This is a genomic window from Labrys sp. (in: a-proteobacteria) (assembly GCF_047605565.1).
GTDB lineage: Bacteria > Pseudomonadota > Alphaproteobacteria > Rhizobiales > Labraceae > Labrys > Labrys neptuniae.
Map to the genome: position 1 here is coordinate 1 of NZ_JASGFM010000042.1, position 26,411 is coordinate 26,411.

27 protein-coding genes and 1 tRNA gene are annotated in these 26,411 nt (G+C 63.7%); 13 read left to right on the forward strand and 15 right to left on the reverse strand.

Annotated features, from left to right (window positions below):
* Window positions 1-738: 738 nt before the first annotated feature.
* The 3 genes from QM672_RS26850 to QM672_RS26860 form a co-directional block, all read right to left on the reverse strand.
* The gene (locus QM672_RS26850) at window positions 739-1,155 is read right to left on the reverse strand and encodes a hypothetical protein (protein ID WP_415086302.1); all 417 of its coding nucleotides are present in this window, start codon (window positions 1,153-1,155) and stop codon (window positions 739-741) included.
* Window positions 1,152-2,864 (reverse strand): heparinase II/III domain-containing protein, encoded by a 1,713-nt coding sequence (locus QM672_RS26855; protein WP_367626451.1) that lies wholly within the window; start codon window positions 2,862-2,864, stop codon window positions 1,152-1,154. The genes QM672_RS26850 and QM672_RS26855 overlap by 4 nt, the downstream gene beginning before the upstream one ends.
* Before the next feature lie 426 nt (window positions 2,865-3,290).
* Complete coding sequence (locus tag QM672_RS26860) at window positions 3,291-4,625, reverse strand: RsmB/NOP family class I SAM-dependent RNA methyltransferase (protein ID WP_311932779.1); 1,335 nt, start codon at window positions 4,623-4,625, stop codon at window positions 3,291-3,293.
* 197 nt (window positions 4,626-4,822) lie between these two features.
* Here QM672_RS26860 and QM672_RS26865 point away from each other — a divergent pair, with 197 nt between their 5' ends.
* The 3 genes from QM672_RS26865 to QM672_RS26875 all read left to right on the forward strand — a co-directional run bounded on the left by QM672_RS26865 (window position 4,823) and on the right by QM672_RS26875 (window position 7,544).
* On the forward strand, window positions 4,823-5,551 hold the full coding sequence (locus QM672_RS26865) for a hypothetical protein (protein ID WP_311932781.1): 729 nt from the start codon (window positions 4,823-4,825) through the stop codon (window positions 5,549-5,551).
* Between the two features lie 75 nt (window positions 5,552-5,626).
* Window positions 5,627-6,085, forward strand: coding sequence for a YaiI/YqxD family protein (locus tag QM672_RS26870; RefSeq protein WP_311932782.1), 459 nt, complete (start codon window positions 5,627-5,629; stop codon window positions 6,083-6,085).
* Between the two features lie 97 nt (window positions 6,086-6,182).
* The gene (locus tag QM672_RS26875) at window positions 6,183-7,544 is read left to right on the forward strand and encodes an ABC1 kinase family protein (protein WP_311932783.1); all 1,362 of its coding nucleotides are present in this window, start codon (window positions 6,183-6,185) and stop codon (window positions 7,542-7,544) included.
* 161 nt (window positions 7,545-7,705) lie between these two features.
* Here QM672_RS26875 and QM672_RS26880 read toward each other — a convergent pair whose 3' ends face one another.
* Window positions 7,706-8,011 (reverse strand): hypothetical protein, encoded by a 306-nt coding sequence (locus QM672_RS26880; RefSeq protein ID WP_311932785.1) that lies wholly within the window; start codon window positions 8,009-8,011, stop codon window positions 7,706-7,708.
* 336 nt (window positions 8,012-8,347) lie between these two features.
* Here QM672_RS26880 and QM672_RS26885 point away from each other — a divergent pair, with 336 nt between their 5' ends.
* The 8 genes from QM672_RS26885 to QM672_RS26920 all read left to right on the forward strand — a co-directional run bounded on the left by QM672_RS26885 (window position 8,348) and on the right by QM672_RS26920 (window position 16,395).
* Entirely contained in the window at window positions 8,348-9,142 is a 795-nt protein-coding gene (locus tag QM672_RS26885) for a chorismate mutase (protein WP_415086306.1), read from the forward strand.
* An 18-nt stretch (window positions 9,143-9,160) separates the two neighbouring features.
* Window positions 9,161-10,252: a histidinol-phosphate transaminase gene (gene hisC, locus QM672_RS26890; protein ID WP_415086308.1), complete on the forward strand. Its 1,092-nt coding sequence runs from the start codon at window positions 9,161-9,163 to the stop codon at window positions 10,250-10,252.
* A gap of 66 nt (window positions 10,253-10,318) precedes the next feature.
* A complete protein-coding gene (locus tag QM672_RS26895; RefSeq protein WP_311932788.1) occupies window positions 10,319-11,023 on the forward strand; it encodes a glutathione S-transferase N-terminal domain-containing protein in 705 nt (234 codons plus the stop codon).
* A 196-nt stretch (window positions 11,024-11,219) separates the two neighbouring features.
* A complete protein-coding gene (locus QM672_RS26900; RefSeq protein WP_415086310.1) occupies window positions 11,220-12,149 on the forward strand; it encodes a prephenate/arogenate dehydrogenase family protein in 930 nt (309 codons plus the stop codon).
* Between the two features lie 142 nt (window positions 12,150-12,291).
* Entirely contained in the window at window positions 12,292-13,197 is a 906-nt protein-coding gene (locus QM672_RS26905; RefSeq protein WP_415086312.1) for a methyltetrahydrofolate cobalamin methyltransferase, read from the forward strand.
* A 168-nt stretch (window positions 13,198-13,365) separates the two neighbouring features.
* Entirely contained in the window at window positions 13,366-15,375 is a 2,010-nt protein-coding gene (locus QM672_RS26910) for an ASKHA domain-containing protein (RefSeq protein WP_415086314.1), read from the forward strand.
* 76 nt (window positions 15,376-15,451) lie between these two features.
* Complete coding sequence (locus tag QM672_RS26915; RefSeq protein ID WP_367626457.1) at window positions 15,452-16,174, forward strand: TIGR02453 family protein; 723 nt, start codon at window positions 15,452-15,454, stop codon at window positions 16,172-16,174.
* 144 nt (window positions 16,175-16,318) lie between these two features.
* A tRNA-Arg gene (locus tag QM672_RS26920) sits at window positions 16,319-16,395 on the forward strand.
* Window positions 16,396-16,556: 161 nt separating this feature from the next.
* Here QM672_RS26920 and QM672_RS26925 read toward each other — a convergent pair.
* From QM672_RS26925 to QM672_RS26940, 4 genes are all read right to left on the reverse strand, one after another.
* Window positions 16,557-16,880 (reverse strand): hypothetical protein, encoded by a 324-nt coding sequence (locus QM672_RS26925; RefSeq protein ID WP_367626458.1) that lies wholly within the window; start codon window positions 16,878-16,880, stop codon window positions 16,557-16,559.
* Between the two features lie 111 nt (window positions 16,881-16,991).
* The gene (locus tag QM672_RS26930) at window positions 16,992-17,261 is read right to left on the reverse strand and encodes a hypothetical protein (RefSeq protein WP_311944048.1); all 270 of its coding nucleotides are present in this window, start codon (window positions 17,259-17,261) and stop codon (window positions 16,992-16,994) included.
* Complete coding sequence (locus QM672_RS26935; protein ID WP_415086317.1) at window positions 17,258-18,061, reverse strand: glycoside hydrolase family 108 protein; 804 nt, start codon at window positions 18,059-18,061, stop codon at window positions 17,258-17,260. The genes QM672_RS26930 and QM672_RS26935 overlap by 4 nt, the downstream gene beginning before the upstream one ends.
* 409 nt (window positions 18,062-18,470) lie before the next feature.
* A complete protein-coding gene (locus tag QM672_RS26940) occupies window positions 18,471-19,382 on the reverse strand; it encodes a hypothetical protein (RefSeq protein WP_415086319.1) in 912 nt (303 codons plus the stop codon).
* Window positions 19,383-19,525: 143 nt separating this feature from the next.
* Here QM672_RS26940 and QM672_RS26945 point away from each other — a divergent pair, with 143 nt between their 5' ends.
* Both QM672_RS26945 and QM672_RS26950 read left to right on the forward strand, forming a co-directional pair.
* Window positions 19,526-20,206 carry a class I SAM-dependent methyltransferase gene (locus QM672_RS26945; RefSeq protein ID WP_394315217.1) on the forward strand — a complete coding sequence of 227 codons (681 nt, stop codon included), beginning with the start codon at window positions 19,526-19,528 and terminating at the stop codon, window positions 20,204-20,206.
* A gap of 111 nt (window positions 20,207-20,317) precedes the next feature.
* Window positions 20,318-21,166: a glycosyltransferase family 2 protein gene (locus tag QM672_RS26950; protein WP_394315216.1), complete on the forward strand. Its 849-nt coding sequence runs from the start codon at window positions 20,318-20,320 to the stop codon at window positions 21,164-21,166.
* Here QM672_RS26950 and QM672_RS26955 read toward each other — a convergent pair.
* The 7 genes from QM672_RS26955 to QM672_RS26985 all read right to left on the reverse strand — a co-directional run bounded on the left by QM672_RS26955 (window position 21,160) and on the right by QM672_RS26985 (window position 26,169).
* A complete protein-coding gene (locus QM672_RS26955; protein WP_394315215.1) occupies window positions 21,160-21,807 on the reverse strand; it encodes an acetyltransferase in 648 nt (215 codons plus the stop codon). The genes QM672_RS26950 and QM672_RS26955 overlap by 7 nt on opposite strands.
* A 246-nt stretch (window positions 21,808-22,053) precedes the next feature.
* Window positions 22,054-23,058, reverse strand: coding sequence for a hypothetical protein (locus tag QM672_RS26960; RefSeq protein ID WP_415086322.1), 1,005 nt, complete (start codon window positions 23,056-23,058; stop codon window positions 22,054-22,056).
* The gene (locus QM672_RS26965) at window positions 23,058-23,645 is read right to left on the reverse strand and encodes a hypothetical protein (RefSeq protein WP_367626466.1); all 588 of its coding nucleotides are present in this window, start codon (window positions 23,643-23,645) and stop codon (window positions 23,058-23,060) included. The genes QM672_RS26960 and QM672_RS26965 overlap by 1 nt, the downstream gene beginning before the upstream one ends.
* A 105-nt stretch (window positions 23,646-23,750) precedes the next feature.
* Entirely contained in the window at window positions 23,751-24,050 is a 300-nt protein-coding gene (locus QM672_RS26970; RefSeq protein WP_311944060.1) for a hypothetical protein, read from the reverse strand.
* Between the two features lies 1 nt (window position 24,051).
* The gene (locus QM672_RS26975; RefSeq protein WP_415086325.1) at window positions 24,052-24,498 is read right to left on the reverse strand and encodes a Bbp16 family capsid cement protein; all 447 of its coding nucleotides are present in this window, start codon (window positions 24,496-24,498) and stop codon (window positions 24,052-24,054) included.
* A gap of 158 nt (window positions 24,499-24,656) precedes the next feature.
* A complete protein-coding gene (locus QM672_RS26980) occupies window positions 24,657-25,328 on the reverse strand; it encodes a major capsid protein (protein WP_415086327.1) in 672 nt (223 codons plus the stop codon).
* Window positions 25,264-26,169 (reverse strand): hypothetical protein, encoded by a 906-nt coding sequence (locus QM672_RS26985; RefSeq protein WP_415086329.1) that lies wholly within the window; start codon window positions 26,167-26,169, stop codon window positions 25,264-25,266. Before QM672_RS26985 ends, QM672_RS26980 begins: the two co-directional genes overlap by 65 nt.
* Window positions 26,170-26,411 lie beyond the last annotated feature (242 nt).

Sequence of the window (26,411 nt, forward strand, 5' to 3'; positions counted from 1 at the left end):
CCGTAACGAGGCCGAGGGAATGGACTGGGTGCGCCGCCACGACCGCTACGAGTAAGACCAACCCACGGAATGCCTGACTTGCTTGTGAGTGGTAGCGAAGGGAAGGGGATCCAGGGGCTGTAGCGGTTTGCGATGAGACGGATTGTAATTGCTCATAGCCTACTACCAAGGTCGCGTAGCCCCTCACCGTACCTCTCCCCGTGAGAACGGGGCGAGGGGGCACAAGCGTCGCGCTTTGTCCTCAAACCTCTCATCTGGCCCGACGGTTGCGCGAGATGAGACGCTTTCAATCAAAAGTGCTCGGTTGAAGCCCCCTCGCCCCGTTCTCACGGGGAGAGGTACGGTGAAGGGCAGTACCCCGGTGAGCAACTAGGACGGATTCACCAAGAATCGCAAAGACGCGTCGAAACAGCGAGCGCAGGTTCGGCCCTGGATTCCCTTCCCGCTACCTTCGGCGGCGCCGGGAATGACAGCGTTCCACCTACACGCAACGGTCAAGATTTACGAAGACTGGCAAACAGGGAGAATTGCGCCGGAAGAGGTCCGCAAGGGCCTAATGCGGTTCATTCAAGAAGGGAGCGCTCCGAATTGTCATAGCCGGGCTTGACCCGGCTATCCAGAAACCGCCCGCGCAATACGGAGATCCAGGTTGGATTGCCGGGTCAAGCCCGGCAATGACAAAGATCGAGCAGACCTGAAGACGCTTAAGTGAACTGCATTGTCCGCAAAAGCGCCGGTTCATTTCTGCACCGGCGTGCAGTCCATCACCTTCATGCCATTGGCGGAATTGGTGACCTCCAGGCGCTGCTTTCCGCTTCTCTCGTCCTTGCCGAGATAATATTTCAGCGTGACGGGCGCCTTGCGTTGTCCGCCGACCTGCTGGGCCGGAAAGAACTTCTCGTAGGCCTGCTTGTCCTTCCTGAGCCTGGCGACGTTGTCCATCGAGACGAGCGCCAGGTAGGTTTCGAGATCCGAGGCAACGACGAGCTTGTCGCCCTTGTCGCCATAGAGCGCCACCAATTGCTGGGTGACCTTCATCGCCGGAAGATGGGTGCAGGAGAAGGTCATGTACTCATCCGGCCGCTCCTGGGCCAGCGCCGGCCCGGCCGTCAGGGCCGCCAACGCTGCGGCGAGGATGGATCGGGCTGCCGTCATACCGGATCGGCCGGCAGGAAGGCCCAGCTCATCGTGTGCTCGCCCTCGGGCAGGGTCATCACGATCTGCACGCTGCGGCGCGGTCCCTCGGGGTTGGCGAGATGCGCGGTCTCGGCCAGCGTGAAAGGCACGTCGGCCAGGAACAGCCATTCCTTGCCGCTCGGCAGGGTGATGACGATCTGGGTGTCGCCATTGGCGGGCCGGGCGGCGACGGCGGGGTGGAGGTGGAAGCGCAGCAGCACCGGCTCCTTGCCCTTCCAGGGCTCGGATTTGTGGTCGAGGAAGCTGTCGCGGCCTTCCAGCGCGCCGGTGATCTGGCTCAGCGTCAGCTCGCGCTGGTGGATCAGGCCGTAATCGTGGCGGTAGCCGTCATGGGAGGCGGTGATGGTGCTGGCCGCCGGCGAGTTCTCGCGCTGCACCGGCACATGCTTGGGGCCGGAGAGGATGGCCCGGCCGCCCAGGCTCGGCGCCGTCGCGCCGGGCTTCCTGGTGCCGCCGGCGAAATGGCTGGAGGAAGCGTCGGCCACGATGGCGGTGGAATGGGCGCCGGTGGAACGGGCGAGGTGCCGCCAGTTCTCGCGGCCCGGCGCGGGCGCGCCGCAATTGACCACGATGCGGAAATTGTCGGCCGAGAACTCGAAGGCGAGCGTGCCGGCATGGGCTTCCTGCGAGACGTTCACCGGCGGCGGCTTGCCGGTATCGACCAGCAGCACGGCGCCATTGGCCTCCAGGCGCTGATAGCCGCCATGGGGGGCGTTCTGCACCGGCTTGCCGCGGGCATCGTCATAGGCGAGCAGCGTGGCGATCAGATGGCTCTGGGTGTAGCCCATGCCGTTGAAGGCGGCGAAGGCGCCGTCGGCATGGCGGAAGAAGCGCAGCATCGGCATCATGCGGTCGATGGCGCCGATCAGTTCGGGCGGGGCGACGGCATTGCGGGCGGCGAAGGATTGGCGCAGCGGCAGCAGGTCGAGCAGCAGCTCGATATTGGCCTGCGGGTTGCGGGAGATATGGATGCCGTCGGCCAGGATCTGGCGGTTGAGCTCGCTCACCAGCCAGCGCAAGGCCGGGCGGCGCAGGCCCGCCTTGTTGGAGAGGCAGAGACTCACCTGCATCACCGCGATGGCGCAGAGCAGGCGCGGCATGCCGTCGGTGGTGGCGCGGCCGGCATGCAGGAGATAGCTGGTCTGCCAGGCGACCGAGCGCAGGAAGGCGCGGTAGAAGCCGCGATCGGCGCCGTCGAGGATCATCGGCGCCATCGAGACCCAGGCGAGCATGCGCCGCGCCGTCAGCAGCGGGTCGAGCGCCTCGGGCTGGAAGCGCAGGTTCGAGCGCACGAAATCGCCGACGAGGCGGCGCGCCACCTGCTTGCCGGCGGTGCCGTCGGCGGCCCGCAGATGCCTGAGCCAGGTGAAGCCGAGCAGCGTCTCGCGCCAGGCCGGCGAGGGCGGGGCGATGGCGAAGGGGGAGACCTCGTTGAGCACGATGGTCTTGGCGACGAAGGTGAAGCGGCCGAGCACGAGTTCGGCGGCGCGGGTGGGGTCGGCGGCCCTCAAATCCTGCGGGGCCAGCACCAGCTTTTCAGGGTCGCCGCGGCCGAAGCGCCAGCGCATGAAGGGCAGGAGGTAAAGGCGCGTCAGCACGGCGCGGCCGGATTGCGCGGCAGCAGTGAGGGAGAGACGGAGCTTGGGGCCCAGAGTGCCTCGGCTCATTCCTGACGCGGACCTCCAGAGAAGGGAACGAAGGGACGGGCGCCCGAAGCGGGCATGCCGACGTCGGCGATAGGCTCCTTGTGGCCATTGCGTGAGCTTCGCGCAAGCCTCGGGCCGGCGATTTCAGCGACATGGCCCCAGTTTTAAACGGGGGAGGGGCGGCGGATACGCTGGCCGTCGCCCAGAAAGACGCGACAAGCCCTCTCCACGAAGTGGTCTTTGCATTTCTGAAAGAAATGCATGGGGTGGCCGAGCGAAGCGAGGTCGGGAGGGGTGTAGCGGGCAGCGCGTCTCCTCTCGGATGCTTGCGCGACCGTCGTGCCATCTTGTCATGCTTATCGCACTGCCCGCCACACCCCATCCGCCCGAACTTTGTTCGGGCACCTTCCCCAGCTTCGTGGGGAAGGCTTCCCGCGCTTTACGCGGCTACCCCTTCCGCCGCATGCGTGCGGCGAAGAAGCCGTCCATGCCCGCCATCACCGGGTCGGGATCGGGCAGGAGGCTCGGCAGGGTGCGCAGGAAGCCCTCAGGCGTGATGGCGCCCTCGATGCCGCCGATGTCGTCTGACAGCACCGGCTCCAGGGTGAAATCCCCGTTCCCCTCCAGGAAGCGGGAGATCTGCTCTTCGCCCTCCTCCCGCTCCAGCGAGCAGGTGCAGTAGACGAGGAGCCCGCCGGGCTTCACCAGGCTGGCCATGCGGCCGAGCAGGCGGCGCTGCAGGTCGGCCACCGCGCCGATGTCGCGGGCGGATTTGCTCCAGGCGACGTCGGGATGGCGGCGGATGGTGCCGGTGGCACTGCAGGGGGCATCGAGGATGACGGCGTCGAAGGGCTCGGCCTTCCAGGCTAAAATGTCGGCCGTCACCACCTCCGCCTTGAGATCGAGGCGCTTGAGATTTTCGCTGAGGCGCTGCAGCCGCGCCGCCGAGCGATCGACCGCGGTGACCCTGGCGCCGGCGGCGGCGACCTGGGCGGTCTTGCCGCCGGGAGCAGCGCAGAGATCGGCGACCCGGAGCCCCGCGACATCGCCGAGCAGGCGGGCGGGCAGGGCGGCGGCGGCATCCTGCACCCACCATGCCCCGGCCTCGAAGCCCTCCAGCGCCCTGATAGTGCCGTTATGGGCCAGGCGCACCGAGCCGGTGGGCAGCAGGCGGCCGCCGAGCCGCTCGGCCCAGCCGGCGGCATCCGCCTTGACGGTGAGGTCGAGCGAGGGCTCGACCCGCTGGGCCGCCGCCATGGCCGCGGCGGTCGCCGTGCCATACTGGTCCGACCAGCGCTTGTAGAGCCAGGAGGGCGTATCCGCCTCGGGCGGGATGGCGGCGAGAAGCTCTTCCTTGCCGGCCGAGATCTTGCGCAGCACGGCATTGGCGAGGCCCGAAAAGGCCTGGGCGCGATCGTCTCCCCGGGCGAGGCGCACGGCAAGGTCCACGGCGGCACGGTCGGGCACGTCGAGGAAGAGGATCTGGGCCGCCGCCGTGATCAGGATGGCTTCGAGCGGGCCGGATTTGCGCGGCATGCCCTTGGCGAGCAGCTTTTCGAGCAGGGTGCCGATGGTGCCGTAACGGCGCATCGAGACGCCGGCGATCATGCGGGCGAGGGCGAGATCACGCGCTTCGAGCGAGGCGTCGTCGAAGGCGTCTTCCAGCGCCTGGTCCTGGCCGAGGACGCCCGCCACGGCCTTCACCGCAAGGGCGCGGGCGGCAAGGCCGGGAACGTTGGGCCCGGCGGACGGGCGGCGGGCAGGAAAGGGGGGCTTGCTCAAGGGGCTATCAATCCGATTTGCCGCCTCAATAGAGGATTTGGCCGCGGCGCGGAACCCCTGCCGGGCCATGGCAGCCCCGCAAAACCCCCGCTTTTCGCCGCCCGGTCCGTTTCGGCCGGCTGCCTTGCCTCATCGGGCAATCCGTATCATCAAGGGCAGGCCCATGGGCATGGCGGCGGGCGAGCAGGGAGGCGCTTTTGCGCAACATCGATTTCACCTCCTGGCAGAGCCTGCTGGCGACCGTGATCGGCCTCGCGCTCTTCACGCTGATCGGCGTCGGCATTCGCCTGCTGGCGATGTTTACCATCCAGCAGCGGCGCGAACGCCTGAACCGCCAGATCAACGAGCGGGTGCGCACGCTGATCGCGGCCTATCGCACGCTCGGCGGCTCCTTCACCGGTGACCTCACCGTGGATCCGATGCATCTGCGCGAGCTGCGGCAGGCCGCCCCTCCGGCCGAGGGCGAGGCAGAAGGAGAGGTGCCGCCCCTGGACCTCAGCGCCGGCAAGGTGGCGCGTTCCGACCGTGCACGCCGCATCCGCGACGCGGTCGAGGCGGCCTTGTCCGACATCATCCTGCTCGGCACCGAGGAGCATGTGCGCCTCGCCAGTCGTGCGGCGCGCGAGCTGGTCGCCGGCCATCCGGTCCATACGCAGGAACTCGTGATCTCCCTGCGCGCCTTCATCCGCGAGGCCCTCGATCTCGCCCCGATCCCCGCCGATATCGAGCTGCCGGCCCAGGGGCCGGCCCGCCCCTCGGCCTCGGGCGGCGGCAAGGGCGAGCGCGGCAAGGAGGAGGGCCGCCAGGGCGGAGGCGGTGGCAGCGGAATGGGAGGGGGAATGGGTGCCGGCATGGGCGGTGGAATGGGGCTGGGTCTGGGATCTCTCGGGCACGAGGACGACCCGTCGTCGGGCCATGGCGCCTGAAGGGCGCCGGGCGAAAAAGGGGCTTTCACCAAAACGCGCTTTGCCCTCAGGCCAAAAAGGCTCTATCGCCTGCCCATGCCCATCGAGATCTTCGTCGACGCCGATGCCTGCCCCGTCAAGGAGGAGGTGTTCCGCGTGTCCATCAGGCACGGGCTCAAGACCCATGTCGTCGCCAACAGCTTCATGCGCCTGCCGCGCGATCCCCTGATCGACTTCGTGCTGGTACAGGCCGGTCCCGACGCCGCGGATGACTGGATTGCGGCGCGCGCGACGCCCGAGGCCGTGGTCGTCACCAACGACATCCCGCTCGCCAGCCGCTGCATCGCGGTAGGCGCCCAGGTGATCGGTGCCACCGGCAAGCCCTTCACCGAAGCCTCCATCGGCATGGCGCTCGCCACCCGCAACCTGATGGAGCATCTGCGCTCCACCGGCGAGATGACCGGCGGCCCGAGACCCTTTTCCGCCAAGGATCGCTCGGCCTTCCTGCAGGCCCTGGACACGGCGATCATGCGGCTGAAACGGAAGGGCGGATAAACCTTCTCCCCGGCGGGAGAGCGAGGCCTGCGCCACCCTGTCGCTTGGCGATAGGCCGGCTTGCTCCTATCTAGGATGGGGCAGCCAGGAGACTTTCATGTCCGAGCATGACGAAGAGGCGAACCGGCTTTCGGCCAGGGCGAGGCGCTATGCCCGGGTTGGCGTCAATGTCGGCGGCGTGGCGGCCCGCATGGCCGGATCGCGGCTGATGGGGGGCGGCGGTTCCTCGAGCTCCAATGCGGTGGCGCTGGCCAAGGCGCTCGGCGGGCTGAAGGGGCCGCTGATGAAGGTCGGCCAGCTGCTCTCCACCATTCCCGACGCGCTGCCGCCCGATTACGCCGCCGAGCTTTCCAAGCTGCAGAGCCAGGCGCCGCCCATGGGCTGGGCCTTCGTCAAGCGGCGGATGATGGCCGAGCTCGGGCCGGACTGGGCCTCGCGCTTCGGCAGCTTCGAACATGAACCGGCGGCGGCCGCCTCGCTCGGCCAGGTGCATCGTGCCACCGCCAAGGACGGCACCGCGCTCGCCTGCAAGCTGCAATATGCCGACATGCAGTCGGCCGTGGAGGCCGATCTCGCCCAGCTCCAGGTATTGTTCGCCCTGCATCGGCGCTTCGATCCGGCCATCGACACGCGCGAGATCTATCAGGAGATCGGCGAGCGGGTGCGCGAGGAGCTCGATTATCGCCGCGAGGCCAAGCACACCGCGCTCTACCGCAACGCCTTCGCCTCGCTCGGCATCTCCGACGTGCGGGCGCCGCTTGTGTGGCCCGAACTCTCCACCGGCCGCCTGCTCACCATGGACTGGCTCACGGGCGAGCGCATCCTCGCCTTCAAGGAAGCCGAGCTGCCGGTGCGCAACCGGCTGGCGGCGGCAATGTTCGCGGCCTGGTGGCAGCCTTATGCCCATATCGGCATCATCCACGGCGACCCGCATCTGGGCAATTACACCGTGTTCAGCGAGGGGGGCGAGCCTTCTGGCATCAACCTGCTCGATTATGGCTGCATCCGCATCTTCCCGCCGGCTTTCGTCGGCGGCGTGGTCGAGCTTTATCGCGGCCTCCTCCAGGGCGAGACAGAGCGCGTGGTCCACGCCTACGAGACCTGGGGCTTCAAAAAGCTGAGCAAGGACCTGATCGAGACGCTGAATTTGTGGGCGCGTTTCATCTTCGGCCCGCTGCTCGACGACCGCGTGCGCACCATCGCGGATGGCGTGGCGCCTTCCGAATATGGCCGCAGGGAAGCCTATGCCGTGCACCAGGCGCTCAAGCAGAAGGGGCCGGTGACGGTGCCGCGCGAATTCGTGTTCATGGATCGCGCTGCCATCGGGCTCGGCGGCGTGTTCCTGCATCTGCGCGCTGAACTGAACTTCCACCGCCTGTTCGAGGCGGCCATCGAGGATTTTTCGGTTGAGACGGTGGCGGCCCGCCAACAGGCCGCGCTTGCCGAGGTCGGCTTGTAGGCGGCGGCAAAAGGCCGGAAACGCGTCTCTCATCATTGCCGGATATCACGGCGATCCGGAACCTTGGCTGGATCGCAAGGAGATGCCCGGGACAAGCCCGGGCATGACAAGGTCAGAGCCTGATGTGGTGAAGGCTGCCGAAAATGCCTGGGATTCCCGGCTCAGGAGGCGGGGGCTTCGGTGCGGTGATGCAGCGGATGCCGCACAGCGGCGTGATGCACCCGGCGCGGCGTCATCGGGGCGGCGGGGGCTTCGGTACCCGGTGCCGTCTCCACGGCCGGATCGACGCCCTGGCCGGCATTGGCGTTCCACAAAGGCATGGCCGCTGGTGCGACCGGTGTCTTGGCTTCGTCATAACCGAAGCCGCGTTGGATCGAATAGAAGTCGGTGATGCCATCGGCCTGGGCGCAGGAGGCCGCCGCTGCCAGCCCACATGCGGCCAAAACGGAAGTGATCAAAACTCTCATCGTGTTTACCCTTTGGAATATTGCGGTGCTCTCATGTCATCGCCGTGTCAGAAGTAGAGCATAGCGTTGCCATAAGTATGGCATAAACACAGTGTTCGCGAAGTTGTGACGTTTGTTTCTGGCGTGTTGCTGAAATATTTATCAATGATTGTCAGGATTTGCTGATGCAACTTTTCATTGAGAATGAAAACTATTTGTGGTTGCGGCGGGATAAAAATTCAACGTAGTGGTGATGATGACATCTATGCGGCCGAGAACTGCCGTGGGTGCGGTGGTTGCCATCACCGACCCATCCGCCTATGACAGTCCTCCCACCTTTGATGCCCGAATGCCGCCATGACCCCGATGCAACCGGCCACCGACCTCGCCGATCTCCGCAAAGAAATCGATCGCATCGATGCTGCCATGCATGGGCTCTTGATGGAGCGCGGCGAGATCATCGACCAACTCATCGCCATCAAGCGCTCGCAGGCCTCCGGTTCAGCCTTCCGGCCCGGGCGGGAAGCCTCGATGATGCGCGACATCGTCGGGCGCCATCATGGCATCCTGCCGGTCGATATCGTCGAATCGATCTGGCGGGTGATCATCGCCACCTTTACCCATGTGCAGGCGCCCTACACGGTGCATGGCGACATCTCGCTCGGCAATGCGGCGATGCGCGATGTTGCCCGCTTCCATTTCGGCTTCGTGGTGCCCTATGAGACGCATGACGATGCCGGCGACGTCATTCACGCGCTGAGCCATTCGCGCGGCGACCTCGGCCTGGTGCCGGTGGCCGCTCCCGGCGCTTGGTGGCGGGCTCTGGAAGGGGAGACGGCGCCCAAGATCATCGCGAGACTTCCCTTCGTCGAGCGGGCCGATCATCCGGCCGCACTGCCGACCTATGTGCTGTCCAAGCCGATCGATGAGCCGCTTTCTTCCAGCGATGTCAGGCTGGTCTCGGCCGTGCTGCCGATGGCCCTGCCCAAGCTGCCGCAGGGCTGGAGCATTCCCGCCCATGCCGGCGCGGCCCTGCTGGTCGCCCTGCATCCGGGGCAGACCATCGTTGCGCTCGCCGAGGCCCTGCCGTCTGGCACCAGCTTCGAGACTGTCGGCTTCCATGCGCCGGCTTTCGTCCTGCCTCTCAAGTAACCTTCGGAATCCCCAGACATGAACGGTCCCGTTCCCCGCAAGGGCATCCTCGACATCGATGCCTATGTGCCCGGCAAGTCGGCGGCGCCCGCTGGCGTCAAGCTTTGGAAATTGTCGTCCAACGAGACGCCGCTCGGTCCGAGCGCCCAGGCCAAGGCTGCCTATGCCGCCGCCGGCGAGAAGCTCGAACTCTATCCCGACGGCGCCTCTTCCGCTTTGCGGGCGGCGATCGCGGCGCGCTACGGCCTCGATCCCGCCCGGCTGATCTGCGGCGCCGGCTCGGACGAACTTCTCTCGCTTCTGGCCTATACCTATCTCGGACCCGGGGACGAGGCCGTTTACAGCGAGCACGGCTTCCTGGTCTACAAGATCGCCACGCTCGCGGCCGGCGCGACGCCCGTGGTGGCGCCCGAGAAGAACTACACGGCCGATGTCGACGCCCTGCTGGCGCGGGTGACGGCGAAGACCAAGATCGTCTTCCTCGCCAATCCCAACAATCCGACCGGCACCTATCTGCCCTTCGACGAGGTCAAGCGCCTGCATGCCGGCCTGCGCTCCGATATCCTCCTGGTGCTCGATGCCGCCTATGCCGAATATGTGCGGGCGAACGACTATGAATCCGGCCTCGAACTGGTCGCGACCAGTCCCAACGTGGTGATGGCCCGTACCTTCTCGAAGATCTATGGCCTTGCCAATCTGCGCCTGGGCTGGATGGTAGGACCGCCGGCGGTGATCGATGCGGTCAACCGCATTCGTGGTCCCTTCAATGTCTCCGGCCCCGCCATGGCGGCCGGTATCGCCGCCATCCAGGATGACGCGCATGTGGCCGATGCCATCGCCCATAACGACAAATGGCTCGCCTTCCTCACCAAGGAACTCACCGGCCTCGGCCTGGGCGTGACGCCGTCCGTCGGCAATTTCCTGCTGGTGCATTTCTCCAAGGAAGCCGGCAAAGGCGCCAGGGATGCCGACGCTTTCCTGACTGAACGCGGCCTGATCCTACGGCGCGTCGATGCCTATGGCTTGCCCGATGCCCTGCGCCTGACCATCGGCTCGGAAGAAGCCAACCGCCTGGTGGTCGAAACGTTGCGCGAGTTCCTGGGAAAATAACGCGGATTTCTCCTTGTCCACACGCCCTTTCCCACCCTGGGAGAGGGGAGCCAATCCGGAGGCTTTATGTCTGATCTTTCCGCCTTTCCGATCACCAAGCGCTGGCCGGCCCAGCATCCGGATCGGGTCCAACTTTACTCGCTGCCTACGCCCAATGGCGTGAAAGTATCGATCATGCTGGAGGAGACCGGGCTCGCCTATGAGCCGCATCTCATCGACATCGGCAAGAACGAGACCTGGGGGCCCGAATTCCTGTCGCTCAATCCCAATGGCAAGATCCCGGCGATCATCGATCCCCATGGCCCGGGCGGCAAGCCGCTCGGCCTGTTCGAATCCGGCGCCATCCTGCTCTATCTCGCCGAGAAGACCGGCAAGTTCCTGCCCGCCGATGCCGCTGCCCGCTACGAGACCATCCAATGGGTGTTCTTCCAGATGGCGGCGATCGGGCCAATGTTCGGCCAGGTCGGCTTCTTCCATAAATTTGCGGGCCGCGAGATCGAGGACAAGCGCCCATTGCAACGCTATGTCGGCGAATCCAAGCGTCTGCTCGGTGTGCTCGAAACCCGCCTGGAAGGGCGCGACTGGTTGATGGGCGCCGACTACACCATCGCCGACATTGCCACGCTTGGCTGGGTGCGCAACCTCGTCGGCTTCTATGGCGCTGGCGAGCTCGTCGACTATGCGAGCTTGAAGCGCGTGCCGGCCTGGCTCGAACGCGGCCTTGCCCGCCCCGCCGTGCAGCGCGGGCTGGAGATCCCGAACAGAGGCTGACCTTCCCGGGACAGCGGGCTTTCTGCCGGCTTTTCAATCACTGATGACACGAAAAAAAGCGACGCGGCCGTTTCCGGCCGCGTCGCTTTTCATTTCGAAAGTCCAGGTTCGAGGGCCAGTAAGGGCCGCCGTATCAGGCAGGATTTGCCTTCCTAGGCCTCATCGTGCACAGAAGGTGAAAATTTCCAAGGTTCCCATGTCTGACGCTTCCTTTCTCTTCGACCGGCTCTGCGTGATCGGAATCGGCCTGATCGGCTCCTCTATCCTGCGGGCGGCACGCGGCTACGGACTTGCCCGGACGCTGGTGGCGGCGGACCTTTCGCAAAAGGTGATCGGGCGTGTCGAAGAACTCGGCATCGCCGATGTCGCTACCACGGATTTCGGCGCCGCAGTCACGGACGCCGACTGCGTCATCCTCTGCGTGCCCTCGGGCGCCTTCGGCGTGGTGACCGAGATCATTGCCCCGCATCTCAAGCAAGGCGCCATCATCTCCGACACCGGCTCGGTCAAGGGCGCCGTGGTGGCACAGATGTCACCCTTCCTGCCGGTGGGCGTACATTTCATCCCCGCCCATCCCGTGGCCGGCACCGAGCATTCGGGACCTGATGCCGGCTTTGCCGAATTGTTCGAGAACCGCTGGTGCATCTTCACGCCGGCCGAGGACATCGATGCCGAGGCTCTGGCGCGCTATCGCGCCTTCTGGGAGAGGCTGGGTTCCAGGGTCGAGTGCATGACGCCCGAGCACCACGATTTGGTGCTCGCTGTCACCAGCCATGTTCCGCATCTCATCGCCTACAATATCGTCGGCACCGCCGACGATCTGGAGGCGGTTACGCAGTCGGAGGTGATCAAGTTCTCCGCCGGCGGCTTCCGCGACTTCACGCGCATCGCTGCCTCCGACCCCACCATGTGGCGCGATGTCTTCCTCAACAACAAGAAGGCTGTGCTGGAAGTGCTTGGCCGATTCTCGGAGGATCTGGCTTATCTGCAGCGGGCGATCCGCTGGGGGGAAGGCGACAAATTGTTCGACCTGTTCACACGCACCCGGGCGGTGCGCCGTTCGATCATCGACCAGGGGCAGGAGACCGCTGCTCCCGATTTCGGTCGTCCGCATGGCAAGCAATGAAGCCTGTCGCCGGTGAGGCCTGTCGTATGGCCGCCATCAGCCTCGTCAGGGCCGCCAAATCCTGTCGTTTGCAGGCTAGCGGCTGGCTCGGTTGCGACCTTAATTAGCAGGTGACTTCTCTCCAAGGCGGAACGGAAAGACCATGACCGAAACGGTTATTACTTCGGAAAAGCAAAAGGTCGTGCTGGGCTTCGACAAGCGCTTCGTCATGATCGGCGAACGCATCAACCCGACGGGCCGCAAGCTGCTCGCCGCGGAGATGGCGGCCGGCGACTATTCGCGTGTCGTCTCCGACGCGATCGCCCAGGTCGAGGCCGGTGCCCAGATGCTGGACGTGAATGCCGGCATCCCGCTGGCCGACGAGCCGAAGATCCTGGCTGAATGCGTCAAGCTGGTGCAGGATACCGTGCCGGTGCCGCTCTCGATCGATAGCTCCATCGTCGAGGCGCTGGAAGCCGGCCTTTCCGTCTACAAGGGCAAGCCGCTGGTCAATTCCGTCACCGGCGAGGAAGAGCGCCTCGAGCGCGTGCTGCCGCTGGTTAAGAAATACAATGCAGCCGTCGTCGCCATTTCGAACGACGAGACCGGCATCTCCGAGGATCCTGACGTGCGCTACGAGGTCGCCAAGAAGATCGTCGAGCGTGCCGCCGATTACGGCATCTCGCGCGAGGATATCGTGGTCGACCCGCTGGTGATGCCGGTGGGCGCTATCAACGATGCCGGCCGCAAGCTGATGCACCTCCTGCGCCGCCTACAGACCGAGCTGAAGGTCAACACCACCTGCGGGGCCTCCAACTTCTCCTTCGGCCTGCCGAACCGCCGTGGCCTCAATGCGTCCTTCCTGCCGATGATGATCGGCGCCGGCATGACCTCGGCGATCATGAACCCGCTGCATCTGGAGGACATCCAGGCCATTCTCGGCGCTGACGTCGTGATGGGCCACGATCCCAACTGCATGAGCTGGATCAAGAAGTTCCGCGAGCCGCAGCCGGAGGCCGCAGAAGGCGCCGGCGCCGGCCGGCGTGAGCGCCGCCGCGCGCGCGGGTAAGGCGCAAATCCCCTCCCCGGGCCGGGTGCAAGGGATCCCCAGCCCAAGCTTCGTCCATCCGGCTTGCAGCACGGACCATGACGAATACTTAAAGGGTTGAGGCTAGACCCTCACCCCAGCCCCTCTCCCGACTCGGGAGAGGGGGGTCTCATGGCAAGGCCCCCGTCAATGACCAATCCGCTCGTCTTCTTCGCACCCTCCGGCAAGCGCGGCCGTTTTCCCGAAGGTACCTCCGTCCTCGAGGCGGCCCGCAAGCTCGGCGTCGACCTCGATTCGGTCTGTGGCGGGCGCGGCATTTGCGGGCGCTGCCAGGTCGAGGTCGGTGACGGCAAATTCCCCAAGCTCGGCATCGTCTCGGCGCCCGACCACGTCACCGAATGGAACGCAGTGGAGGAGCGCTACGTCTCCAAGCGCGGCCCGCTCGCCGAGGGCCGGCGCCTCGGCTGCCAGGCCAAATTGTGCAGCGACGTCGTCATCGACGTACCGCCCGATAGCCAGGTGCATCGCCAGGTCGTACGCAAGAGCGCCGCGATCCGAGACATCGCCATCGAGCCGGTGGTAGCGCTGCATTATGTCGAAGTGCGCGAGCCCGACATGCACGAGCCCTCTTCCGATTTCCGCCGCCTGCAGGAGGCGCTGGAGCAGCAATGGGGCCTCAAGGACGTCACCGCGCCGTTGGAATCGCTGCGCCTGCTGCAATGGTCGCTGCGCCAGGGCCAGTGGTCGGTGACGGTCGCCATCAGGCACAAGCGCGAGATCGTCGGCATCTGGCCCGGCCTGCATGAGCAGGGCGTGGGGCTGGCCGTCGACATCGGCTCCACCACCATCGCCGCGCATCTGTGCGATCTTGCCAGCGGCGAGGTGTTGGCATCCTCGGGCGTCATGAACCCGCAGATTCGCTTCGGCGAGGACGTGATGAGCCGCGTCTCCTATGTGATGATGAATCCGGGCGGCGATGTCGAGCTGACCACGGCGGTGCGCGAAGCAATCGCCGAGCTCGCCGTGTCCGTCACCAAGGAGGTCGGCCTCAACTCCAACGATATTCTCGAGATGACCGTGGTCGCCAACCCGATCATGCATCATCTCTTCCTCGGCCTCGATCCGACCGAGCTCGGCGGTGCGCCCTTTGCGCTTACCATCGATGGCGCCTACCAGACACGGGCGGCCCATCTCAACCTGCCACTCTCGAGCGGCGCCTATGTCTATGTGCTGCCCTGCATCGCTGGTCATGTCGGCGCCGATACCGCCGGCGTCGTGCTTTCGGAAGGGCCCTATCTCAGGCCGGAAGTGTCGCTGGTGGTCGATGTCGGCACCAATGCCGAGATCGTGCTGGGCAATCGCGAACGCCTGCTCGCCTGCTCCTCGCCCACGGGCCCGGCCTTCGAGGGCGGCCAGATCTCTTCAGGCCAGCGTGCCGCCCCCGGCGCCATCGAGCGCGTGCGCATCGACCCTGTTACGCTGGAACCACGCTACAAGGTGATCGGCTCGGATCTGTGGTCGGACGAGCCGGGCTTCGACAAGGCGGTGATTCGCACCGGCGTTACCGGCATCTGCGGTTCGGGCATTATCGAGGCGATCGCCGAGATGCTGCTGGCGGGCCTGATCACGCCCGATGGCGTTGTTGATGGCGCCATGGCGGCCCGCTCGCCGCGTGTCGAGGAAGACGGGCGCACCTTCAAATACCTCATCCGCGAGGGCGAGCCGCGCATCGCCATCACCCAGAACGACGTGCGTGCCATCCAGCTCGGCAAGGCCGCGCTCTATGCCGGCGTGCGCCTCCTGATGGATCGCTACGGCGTTACCGCGGTCGATCGCATCACCCTGGCCGGCGCCTTTGGCAGCCACATCGACGTCAAGCATGCCATGATCCTTGGTCTGGTGCCTGATTGCGAACTCGACAAGGTCGGCTCGGCCGGCAATGCTGCCGGCACGGGTGCCCGCATCGCTCTGCTCAATGCCTCGGCTCGCACGGAGATCGAGGATGTGGTGCGGCGCATCGAGAAGGTGGAGACCGCCATCGAGCCCTCCTTCCAGGCCCATTTCGTCGGTGCCATGGCGATCCCGCACAAATCCGACCCGTTCCCCCATCTGGAGGCCGCGCTCGGCGTCACCTTCAAGCGTGGCAGCGGCGATGGAGAGGGGGGCGGGGGCCGTGAGCGTCGGCGCCGGAGGGGGTGATCACGGCGACATGCCTCATGTCGTGATATCAGCCCCTCTCTTGGAAACATCAGGCCTTCCGCGATAGGAAGGGGTGATGTTCGCACTCCAAGGATTGCCCATGCCCGCTTCCTTCACCGGCTTCGGCGAGAAGGCGCTGCCTTTCTTCAAGGCGCTCGAATTTCACATGAATCGCGACTGGTTCCAGGAGAATCGCGGCCTCTATGACAGCGACGTGCTGGCGCCCTTTTCGGCCCTGATCGAGGCTGTCAACGCAGCCTGCATCACCAAGGGGCTGCCGATGCGCGGTACGCCGAAGAGCGCGCTCTTCCGCATCCATCGGGACGTGCGCTTCGCCAAGGATAAGCGCCCCTACAAGACCCATGCCGGCGCGGTGATGACCCGCTCGGGGGCCAAGAATGACCCGGGTCTCACCTATTTCCACATCTCGCCCGAAGGCTGCTTTGCCGCCGTCGGCTTCTACGACCTCGAGCCGAAGCAGCTTGCCGCCTTCCGCCAGGCGATCACCGCCACCCCCGAGCGCTTCCGCGCCATGACAGCCAGGCTTGCAACCGCGGGGCTCGCCTTCGATCCGCAATGGAGCCTCAAGCGTCCGCCGCGCGAAGCCGCCGGCATCGAGGATGCCGATCTCGTCGCCGCCCTGAAGTTGAAGTCGATCGTGGTGAGGAGGCCTCTGCCGGACGCGCTGATCCGCACCCCCGAGCTCGTCGATGCCTGCACGGGCTTGATCGAAGACGCTTTGCCGCTGCTCGATTTTGGCTGGTCGGCTTTGGCGGTGTTGGAGCCGGAACGCGGTTGAAAGACCGGCGAGAAATGAGGTCCGGGGAGGAGCGCATTCGCTCTGGGCGCCCTGATCGGGCTCTCTTCGAGCACAAACAAGGCCGAATGACACGGAAAGGGCTTGACCTTTTCCATACGAACGGGTTTTCGTGGCGCCCAGGCTGTCCCGGTAGCTCAGCAGGATAGAGCAACGGTTTCCTAAACCGTAGGTCAGGGGTTCGAATCCCTTCCGGGACGCCAAATTTCTCCAGCAGAATCAACGCCGTCACCTTTGTGGCCGATACGCGCGAAGCGAGAGCGCCGCATATGGCAACGGTTAGCTACGGCACAAAAGATGGCACAGCCGATTCCAGGCTTGTCCTCAGGGGATGAACTGGGAGGTCGCCAAAAACGGCTGAGGGTTACCTTGGCCCGTATGCACGGCTGGGCTGCTTGTCATCAATGAGACGATCGAGTTTGGCCTCGATGCGTCGGGTGGTCTCGACGAAGGCCTGCATCGTGGTCTCTGCCTTGGCGAAACGCTCGCGAGCATCGGAGCTACTGTCCTTCAGCTTGCCGATTTCGAGCTCGAGCTTGAGGCTGCGCTCCTCCATGACGGTGACGCGGCTGTTGAGCTGGCTCGACCACCAGACGACGCCCGCCGTCTGGACCAGGAGTGTGATCACCAGAGCAACGGGAATTTTCTTGTCCACTGCCCAATGTTCCGTCTCGCTTGGCATGGTCATGACCAGCACCCCGCCGCTCTGCCGCCTTCGTAATGGACCGCGAGGCGGCGGTTGCCATCGCGCGAAGTGGCCTGCACGTACCGCAGGCTATCGGTGATGACGCCGCATGGTCTATCGACCGGAACGCTTGCACACCCGCTCAAAGCGATCCCAATCGCCACCAGCGGCATAACAGCGATTGACCTGGTCGCTCGCATCGTTGAAGCGGTCTTTGGCTGCATCGTTCGCCCTTTCGATCTTGGCGGTGGCGTCAATGGCGCCCTGGTTGATGAAGTGCTGGCGGAAGTGGAGGGCACCGGCCAACGCAGCGACGATTGCTGCGATGGTCAACCAGCCGCGGACGGGGATGAGACGGAGCAAGGTGAGGGCGGTAGCGATCATGTCGCCGCCTCGCGATATTTTGCCTGCCGATAGGCGATGATGGCGAGGCCCACGATCGCTGCGGCGCTGCCGCCAGCAACCAGCAGGGCGAAGACGATATCGACCACGCCACCATTGCCGGTGATCGGCTGCAATGCATCCTTGGCCGCGCCGATCGTGGCACTGGCCGTGCCGATCGTGGCTGCAATGGTACCCTTGCCGACGATGGTCGAGGAGATCCTGGCGTCAGCGGGCGTGGCGGTCTCCAGGCCGACTGGCGGTGGAGGAATAGCGGTGGCGACTCCATTGGCCATAAGGAGAGCGGCTTCCCGCACACGAGTCGTGCGGGCGTTCCAGCCCTTGCCGAAGGCCGGCCAGGTCTTGAGGCCGCGCAGGAACCGCAGGCGGGCGTCCTGCAGTTCGTCGATGAGGTCGGTCACCTCATGTCTGCGGATGGCCTCGAGCGTCTTGACGCCCAGAATGCCGTCTACCTCGACCGCGAGAAGGCGCTGGAGCGTCTTCACGGCCTGGGCCGGGCCGGAATTCACGGCATAGTCGAACAAAGCATAGTCCAGACCAGCCGGCAGTTCCCGATAGCGCAAGGGCTGCGCATACTGCCTGTCCAGGATCCGGGCCGCTTCCGCCAGCGTCAGACGCTTGACCTCCTCCGGCGTGGCCTTGCGGCCAAGCCGGCGCGCAGCACCCAGAGTGGCAGCTGTAATCCCATATTTCGTGGCGCCGCCTGGATCACGCGGATGATTCACATACCCCCCCTCCGAGCCGAAGACGAGCGTGATGGTTTGCGCGAGGGAGTCGCTCATGGTGACTGCTCCATGGATAGAGAAATAAGGGCTCGCTGGAGGGAGCCTGTGATCAGTTCATCGATTGCGATGCTGTGTTGTTGGAGCCGCCATCCGACCTATAGGTGGTTTCTTATAAGGACCAGCAGGACGCGAGACGAAGGGCCCAAAAGTGCGGAACTGAGCCGGATAGCTCGCGGTCAAACAAGGCGCCGCTCCCTTTGAAACGTGTATTCTGGAGTAAAGGTGACTCGATTAATCTTATTTTTACTCTTAAATTCTACGTATTATTTGTATATATCAAGATATAATGATAAAATTTCTTAGAGATAGTACGAAGTTTATCGCGAGATAAGACCTAGAAAGCCCACGGCGTTTCTAGAAATTTCATTCAAGATGCTCTGAAATGTCTGACGGTGGCGGCCGAATTTTAGCTAGGAAAGGCCTTTTTGGACGAAATAGGTGGCTTTCCCATTGCTTTGCGAATAAACGAGGTTACCTCGTCCCAAACATCTGGAATCATATCGACAGGCCCGCGGGGGTAATGCCATTTCAGCCATGCGACAAACTTGCGCCATGGCGATCCCGGGACTGAGCGTGCATCGGTTCCCCAGCATCGCTTGACCAAACGGTCACGTTTTCGCTTACTGCCGCAAGTATATTGGATAGTACGATTATCGGCGATCAGGAGCCCTTCTTGTTCGGCAAGCCGGAAGGTCTGGCTCTTCGGCCAATCCTCGGGCAGCCACCGTCCACCGAAGCGGTCGACAACGACGGGTCGCAGCCCCTTGGCGACAATCTGTTTCGTCATGCCGTTGGGGCCGGCCTCGAAGTTGCTGCCATCGAATATCGTGACCTGAGGGCCGGCATCGAGTGAGTTGAAGATCTCGGTCCTGATCATGAAGGCATTGGACCGAATTCCCACATTGGGGAATGGTGTGTCATCGTTGAGGCATTCGTACCCGCCGCTTGCGCCGACGATCCCACAATCCGTGATAGCGTCAAACGCCGAGAGATAACGAGACAGCCAATTTGGAGCGAGAATTCTGCTCCACGATGTCAATGGGAGAACAAACTCTGTCCCGCAGGAGGCCGCGGCTTCCCGGATGACCGCCGTTGGAGGTATTTCGTCGGGGAAGCGCATAGTTCTAAAGCTAGAACAGGGCAGCGAGGACAGCACATTTGCATAAGCAATTGGCTCGTCGGATCCGTATCCTTTTGCGGCAACTACCAAGTCATACTCTTCGCCGGCCGGATAGGCTTTCAGGCTTCTAAAGAATGCGCAAACATATCTTGGATCGTTCAGTTTTCGCCACAAGAATATTACAGTAATGCGTGGCATTGATGTCTGAAAATCCTGAGCGCCCCAGTGGGGTATATAACGGGTGTACCTGTTCCACCATACCTACCTTAGGATGAAATCAGACGAGCTTGTCTTCAATGTGACGGCAGGCTAGCGTCGCCCGCGCATGAGGGGAGAAGTCAATGCGCGCGACGAAACCGGCCGGCAGCCGAGAGAACATTATTCAGGCCGTCGAAGAAGCAGGCTCCACCGACGAGACTTTCTTCGGCTATCCACCGCGCGAAAATGGCCTCTTTCTCCAACAGGATCCTGAAGAGTTCGGTTCGTTCGTCCACTACATGGCGACCAAGGTGAAGCCGGCCGAATACAGCATGGATATCGGCATCGCTTCGGGTGGCCAGACCAAGTTCCTGCGGGATTATTACTCGGCCGACAAGACCATCGTGGTCGACGTCGGCACACATCCTGTGTTCCCGCATTGGGCGCGCATCAAGAAGGATCTGAACAGCGACCTCATCGAGGAGATCATTTCAGATTCACATGCTCCGGAGGTTCGCAAGCGTCTGCTGAAATACGAAAACAAGATAGATTTCGCCTTTGTCGACGGCGATCATACCTATCACGGTTTGCGCAAGGACATCTACCTGACCAAGGAATTGCTGAAGGTCGGCGGGTACATGGTTCTCCATGACACGCTCGGCGTCTGGGACTGCAAGCGTGTCTTTGACGACCTGATCCAAGCCAAAGACTTCATCCTTATCCGCAATTTTGCAATTCGGTTCGGTATCTCGATCTGGCAGCTGCAACGCAAAAAGAGGATTCCTACGGCCTTCAATCGTGCGACGGGGAGAGGGAAGCTCTGACGTGCGGACCTGTTGATTTAGTGCCCGAGGGAACAATTTGCCCGAATCTGCTTGGATGCTGTTCTTCCGCGCGGTAGTGGAGCGATTGGATTTCGCAGAGCAGGAGAGCACGTGGCTGAGGTTACGATTGGCGTTCCGGTCTACAACGGTGAGGACCAGCTCGAGGAGTGTCTGGCATGCCTGCTTGGGCAGACGTTTCGAGACATCGAAATCCTGCTTTTCGATAACGCGTCGACGGATGGAACACAGGTAATCGCCGAGCGTTTCGCCGCGCTCGACAGCCGTATCAAATATACCCGCAGGCCCGAGAATGTCGGTGCTGTAAAGAACTTCATAACCCCGCTCGAACAGGCAACGACCCCCTATTTTATGTGGCGGGCGCATGATGATATCTCAGCGCCCGATTATATTGAGAAGCTCGTCGACGCACTGAAGCAGACACCAACCGCAGCCCTGGCAACAGGGACAATCCAATTCGAGCGCCCTAACGGCCGACCAACGAGAGATTACGCACCTTCGATCCCGACCAGACATGGCCTTTCAGCCATCCTGAACCTGATGTTCGGGTCGCACGCCGGCTGGTACTACGGTATCTGGAAAACGGATACGCTAAGGCCTCTGATTGCGAAGATCTGGACGGACTTCCCTTATGCCTGGGCCTCCGATCATCTGACCCTGTATCCCTTGCTCCTCGACCAGCAGGTCACATCGGCGCCAGAGACCAAATTCATTCAGAGAGTGACGCCCAAAGCGCATGGCCCCCGAACAGGCCAACGCCAGCCAATTCCAGAGCTTTTGAAGTTGCGCCGCGAGTTCCTGCGATGCTGTGATGCTATGGTTGAAGAGCGTGGTTTCAGTCCGATCACGAAACTGATGATCAAGGCCGCTAACCGCCTCTATGTCGGCAAGCGGGTCTATCCGATGAAGAAGATCATCAAGCGCACGTTGTTACGCTATTGACCCTGTTGTGGCCGCGCAGGTACACCAAGGACTGTAATGCCGGGAGGAACATCTTTGGTCACGACAGCACCGGCGCCAATGGTGGCATCACTGCCGATCTTGATCCTTGGCAGCACCGTTGCACCGGCCCCGACAAAAACGCCGTCTCCGACCTCGATCTGACCACAGAGCGTAGCCCCTGGGCCGATATGGACCCCATCGCCGATGATGCAATCGTGATCAACGCTGGCGCGGCTGTTGATGATCGAGCACGTACCTACCCGAACACAGGTCGCCACCACCGCTCCGATCAGAACTTGGGAACCCTTTGAGAGAACGGCATCAGAGGCGACCATAGCAGTCGGATGTACCAGCGAGGTATGTTTGAGCCCAAGGGCATCGAGATCCCTCGCGATGGCAAGACGGTCCCGACCGTAGCCACCGCCGATGGCTAGGGCATAACAGGGCACTGTTGAACTTTTCGCCCGGTTGTGCAGCCATGACCTTAGGCCCTCGATCCCGCGAAGCGTTTCGGCGCCAGCAAATGGCGATTCAATTTCTCGATTATCGATAACTGCGGCTACTGTTATGCCGAGATGGCCCAGAAGTTCGCGTAGAACACGGGAGTGGCCGGTACCGCCCCATAAAACAGCTTCGGTCATGTGCGTATTGTGTTCTCTATTTCACAGAGCACGATACCAGCCGATAACCCTCTACACCAGTTGGAAACGCTGGGTTGTTGGCACGAGCAGGTCAGCACCTTAGCAGGCCCCAGCGGTCATCTGGAAACCGTCTGTAAGGGGGGATACATTGCGGAATCATGATTGGGCGGCCGTTCTTCTGGGTAGCCAAGCAGCGGGTTGTTATTAGAGCCAGAAGTGGCATCTCGGGCTGGGTGCAGGGCGGTGTTATTGCCTTCCTCTCGTGTCGATCCAGCCATCGGTTTGAAGGGCGACGACGCCGGTCGTCGATGACGATGTGACTGAGATTCGCACCTGCGCCGATGTGTTAGTCATCACGTCAAAGGTAGCAGAGCCCCACGTTCCATTCGTACCTGGCATGCTAGTTACTGGCAGAACAAGGCTCGCCGAGCCAGCGCCGCCGGACATCGGCGTCTGATCGGCAATTTCCGGCGAATAGACGGACATCGTGACATAGTTGCTCGTTGTCGTTTGTACTGCGCCGCGGAGTCTGGCTTTCACCCGAATGCCAGACGGCACGGAGAGTGTAACGGTTGTTATGCCAGACGCGGAGTTTCCGTTCCGGTCCATGACCGGCGCGGTCCAAATGAAGTCATCGCCTACCTGAATAAAGGCAGTGATCTGCGACGAGCCGTTGGTGCGGATCGATCCGATACGCCGACGTGCGATATAGCCCGCAGGCATTGTCGGTGCCATAGCGCTGAGTGATAGAAGCGCATCGATCGTTCCGTCATTGTCCTTACGGATCAGGTGGACATGATACCAGGTACTCGCTGCGATCGACCCCGTATCGAGACCACCATTTCCGGTGCCTGCAGCCCAAGCTCCAAGCCCCTTTATGATAGCCGAGCCAAGTGCCATGTTGTAAGCGCCGCCATCTTCATTGGCGCAACCACCTGCCGCGATACCAACGGTCGTGGTTGATGCCTGTGAGAGCGTCAGGCCGTAAATCGTGCCAGAAGGCCATGTCGAACTGCTCGATGTCCAGGCAGGGACACCGCCTGAGATGGCGAGTACCTGTCCCGTCGAACCAATGGCGAGCTTACTGAGCGTGTTGGCTGCGCTGGCGTAAAGCATGTCACCAGTTGCAAAAGTGGTGATATTCGTGCCGCCGTTCGCGATCGGCAATGTCCCGCTCACATGCGTTGACAGGCCAACCTTGGGGGAAAGCTCGCCGCGCGAGAACACCGGCTTGAGTTCATAAGCGCCCATCAGGAACGAGCCTCGATCCAGAAATCGTCTTCGGGGTCATCCGGCGTGCCTTCCAGGGCGTCGATCGCCTGCGCCTCGGACAGGGCTGCCTGCGTCTTCTGCCCGAGAGACTCGGCATAGGAGGCCTTGCCGGTGATGAAATGCGCCGCCTTCTGGGCCAGGGCCAAGGCGAGCACGTCGGTGAATTGCTGGTCGAACAAGCCGGTATTCTCGATGCGCCTGACATAGCGCACGGGGCGCGGGGCCGGTTCGTCGGCGAGGACCTGGCTGCCCTCGACCTTGTGGGGAATGGTCTTGGCGTTCTCGCTGCCATCAGCCGTCAGCGGCATCACCCGCAGGCAGTCGACCGGCAGGTCATAGGCATGGGCCCAGCCGAAGGCGGGCGGCGTTGCCGCGGCCGGTAGCGCGGTGCGTGCCATGGCGAAATTCCAGGGGTGGCGGCGCATCAGGCTCCAGGCCATCGGCCAGAAATTGCGCCGGAACCAGCGTGCCACGGCCGAATTGTCGTCGATGGAGGCCAGCGGCGCCTCGTCGAGATAATCGAGCGCGAGATTGCAGATCTCGGTGATCGAGAGATTGACAGACATGAGGGCCTCCAGGCCACGAAAATTGCTGCCGCGAAAATCGGTCTTGTCGGGGCGGCACGTCGATGAAGCATTGCGCGCCGCCCGGTTTGGTTTGAAGGACTGGGCTTACCTGAAGGCGTTGGCCTGCTTGTATTCGGCGAGCCGGCGGCTCACGACCTCGATCGGCGTCACCTCGTCGATCGCGGCGCCGGCATCGTCGACGAGCTTGGCCTTGATCGCCTCCGCCCGGATTTCGGCATCGACTTCCTCGGCCTCCTTCTGGGCCTCGCGCTCATTGGCCTTGTCCGGGATGAGCTCGAGATGCTCGTCCTCCTCACGCACCTTGCCGACGAGTTCGACTTCCTCATCCGCCTCGACGATGCGGCCGTCGACATAGGCCTTGGCCTTGACGAGATAGCGCGCCATTTCAGAAGCCCCCCACATTCAGGCCGGAGGGGTAGTTGACGATCGCCTCGCGGTCGGCGACGAGGCCCGCCGTCACCGTACCGGCGGCGAAGGTGCCGGCCACGGTGTACTGCACGCCGAGATAGCGCTGGCGCTGGGCGTCGAGCGAGAGCGCCGGCACCTGCACGCGCAGCCATTCCGAGCCGGCGGTGAGGCTGGCGGCCGGGATCGCCGGCGTCTGCACGATGACGTTGGGCGACGACAGGTCCGCATTGGCCGAGGTGACATAGGCGAACTGCACGGAGGTGCCGCCGGTGAGCGCGGCGTTGACGCGGATCACCAGTTCCAGGCTGTCGCCAGGGCCGGGATCACGGGCCTGGGTGAGGTCGATGGTATTGGTCGAGACGGCGCTGGCGGTGATCGCCTGCTTGTCCGACATGAGAAGTTGCTGGTCCAGGATCATGGACATGGCTCCGATGATGGGAATGAGGAAACCCCTCTCCCAAGTCGGGAGAGGGGTAGGGGTGAGGGCAGGAAGGGTAGGGGTGAGGGAAATGGGGCGCCCCGTACGCGATATCCCTCACCCCCCAGCCCCTCTCCCGACCCGGGAGAGGGGAGAAGGCGGCCTCAGACCACGCGGGCCTCGGTGTTGAGGAGCTGGTCGGTCAGCCGCACCGGGATGCCGCGGAACGAGAGGAAGGGCTGGCCCTGGGCGTCCGTCACCGTCTGGAAGGCGAGGGTCGATTTTTCCATGGCCTGGATGTCGCCCCAGGTCTTCACCGCCCGGTTCACATAGAAGGCGGGCTTGCCCATCTTGAGCGAGGGGATCTTGTTGATCGCTCGCACCATCAGCCGGTAGAGGTTGGGCGGCGTCGCCGACTGCAGGCCGCCGGCCGCGGTGGTGGTGTCGATATTGGCGATGCGCACGGCATAGCGCCAGTCGCGCACGGTCAGCCCGCACTTCCACTGATACTTGGTCTGGTAGGCCTGGTAGCGCCCGCCATTGGGGTCGAGGATCGGCGCCGAGGTGGTGACGTCCTGGTGGGTGAGCCCGGCCGTGGTGCCCTTGGGATAGATGCCGTGCAGGGTGTTCGGCCCCCACACCACCAGCCAGATCGAGGTGTTGGAGGCGCCGGTGCCGCCGGCATCGATGACGTTGACGCCATTGCCGGCGGTGAGGCTGGAATAGCGCGGCGACAGGCCGGTGATGCGGTCGGGGTTGACGCCCACCGATTCATAGAACAGCGCCTGGGCGAATTGCTGGTTCATCGCCTCGATGAAGGCGGTGTCCTCGGTCATCCTCGCGGCCATAGGCCGCGACGAAGCGGGTCTCGTCCGGCAAGGGGGCGTCGTAGCGGCCGGTGCTGGTCAGCGCCGTCTCGGCGTCCCGCAGCATGGGTTCGAGCGCGCCGCGGGCGAGGGCCTGGCTCTGGTCTCGCCGGAGGAAGGCGTCGCCGATCAGCCGGCTATGCTCCGCCTTGGGGATCGCGGCGAAGGCCGGGTCGCCGGACGTGCCGCCGGCGGCGTCATCCCCGCCGAGGGCGGCCGCGCCAGCCTCCGGATCATCCGCGAAGCGGCTGTGCCAGGCCGCGATGGCAAAGCCGCGCTCGGCGTCCTGGCGGCGCTGGGCCTTCTGGGCCGGCGTCTGCCCCGAGCTGTCGACCAGGCCGAAATAGGCCTGCCTGGCGGTTGCCTGCAGCGAGGGATCGCGAGCCACATCCTGCTCGTTGATAGCAAAGGCGTTGTCGAGTTCCCCGGCTTCGTAGCGGGCGCGGCCCTGCTGTTCCATGACGGCTGCCTTGCCGAGCAAGGCTTCGCGATCGGCGGCCAGCCTCGTGGCAAAGGCGGGGCGATTGGCCGGCGAGATCGCCGCCAGCAGCGCGCTGTCGCCCTTTTGCGTGCTCCGCATGACGCCGGCAGCAAAGCCGGTGGCGCCGGGGGGCATGGCGCCTGCGGCTTCATCGAGTTCGGCCTGGCGCTGCAGGCGACGCTGGCTGAAGCGCTCCTCGTCGTCGAAGGCGTTTTGGCGGGCGATCCTGGCCTGATAGGCGGCGGCCTCGGGAGGGACTTCGCTCAGCCCGGCGACGGGGAGTTGCAAGCCCTGGCCAATTTCGGCGTCGTAGTCTGGAAAACGGGGCATGGGGGTCCATCGGGCAAAAAAAATCCCCGCCGGGAGCGGGGGTGAGGATGGGAAATGTCCAAGGATGGGGGAGGCTTGGGGGGGGCCGGCTTGCAGCCGCGGCATTCGCCGGAAGCAGGAATGGGCCTCGCGATAGGCAAGTCTCTCGGCACGGTATGCGTGTGCGCGGATGGAGAGGTGATGTCGCACCGTCAAACCTGGTGCAAGGCCGCCGGGAAGTCAGTGAGTCACAGCGTTTGAGA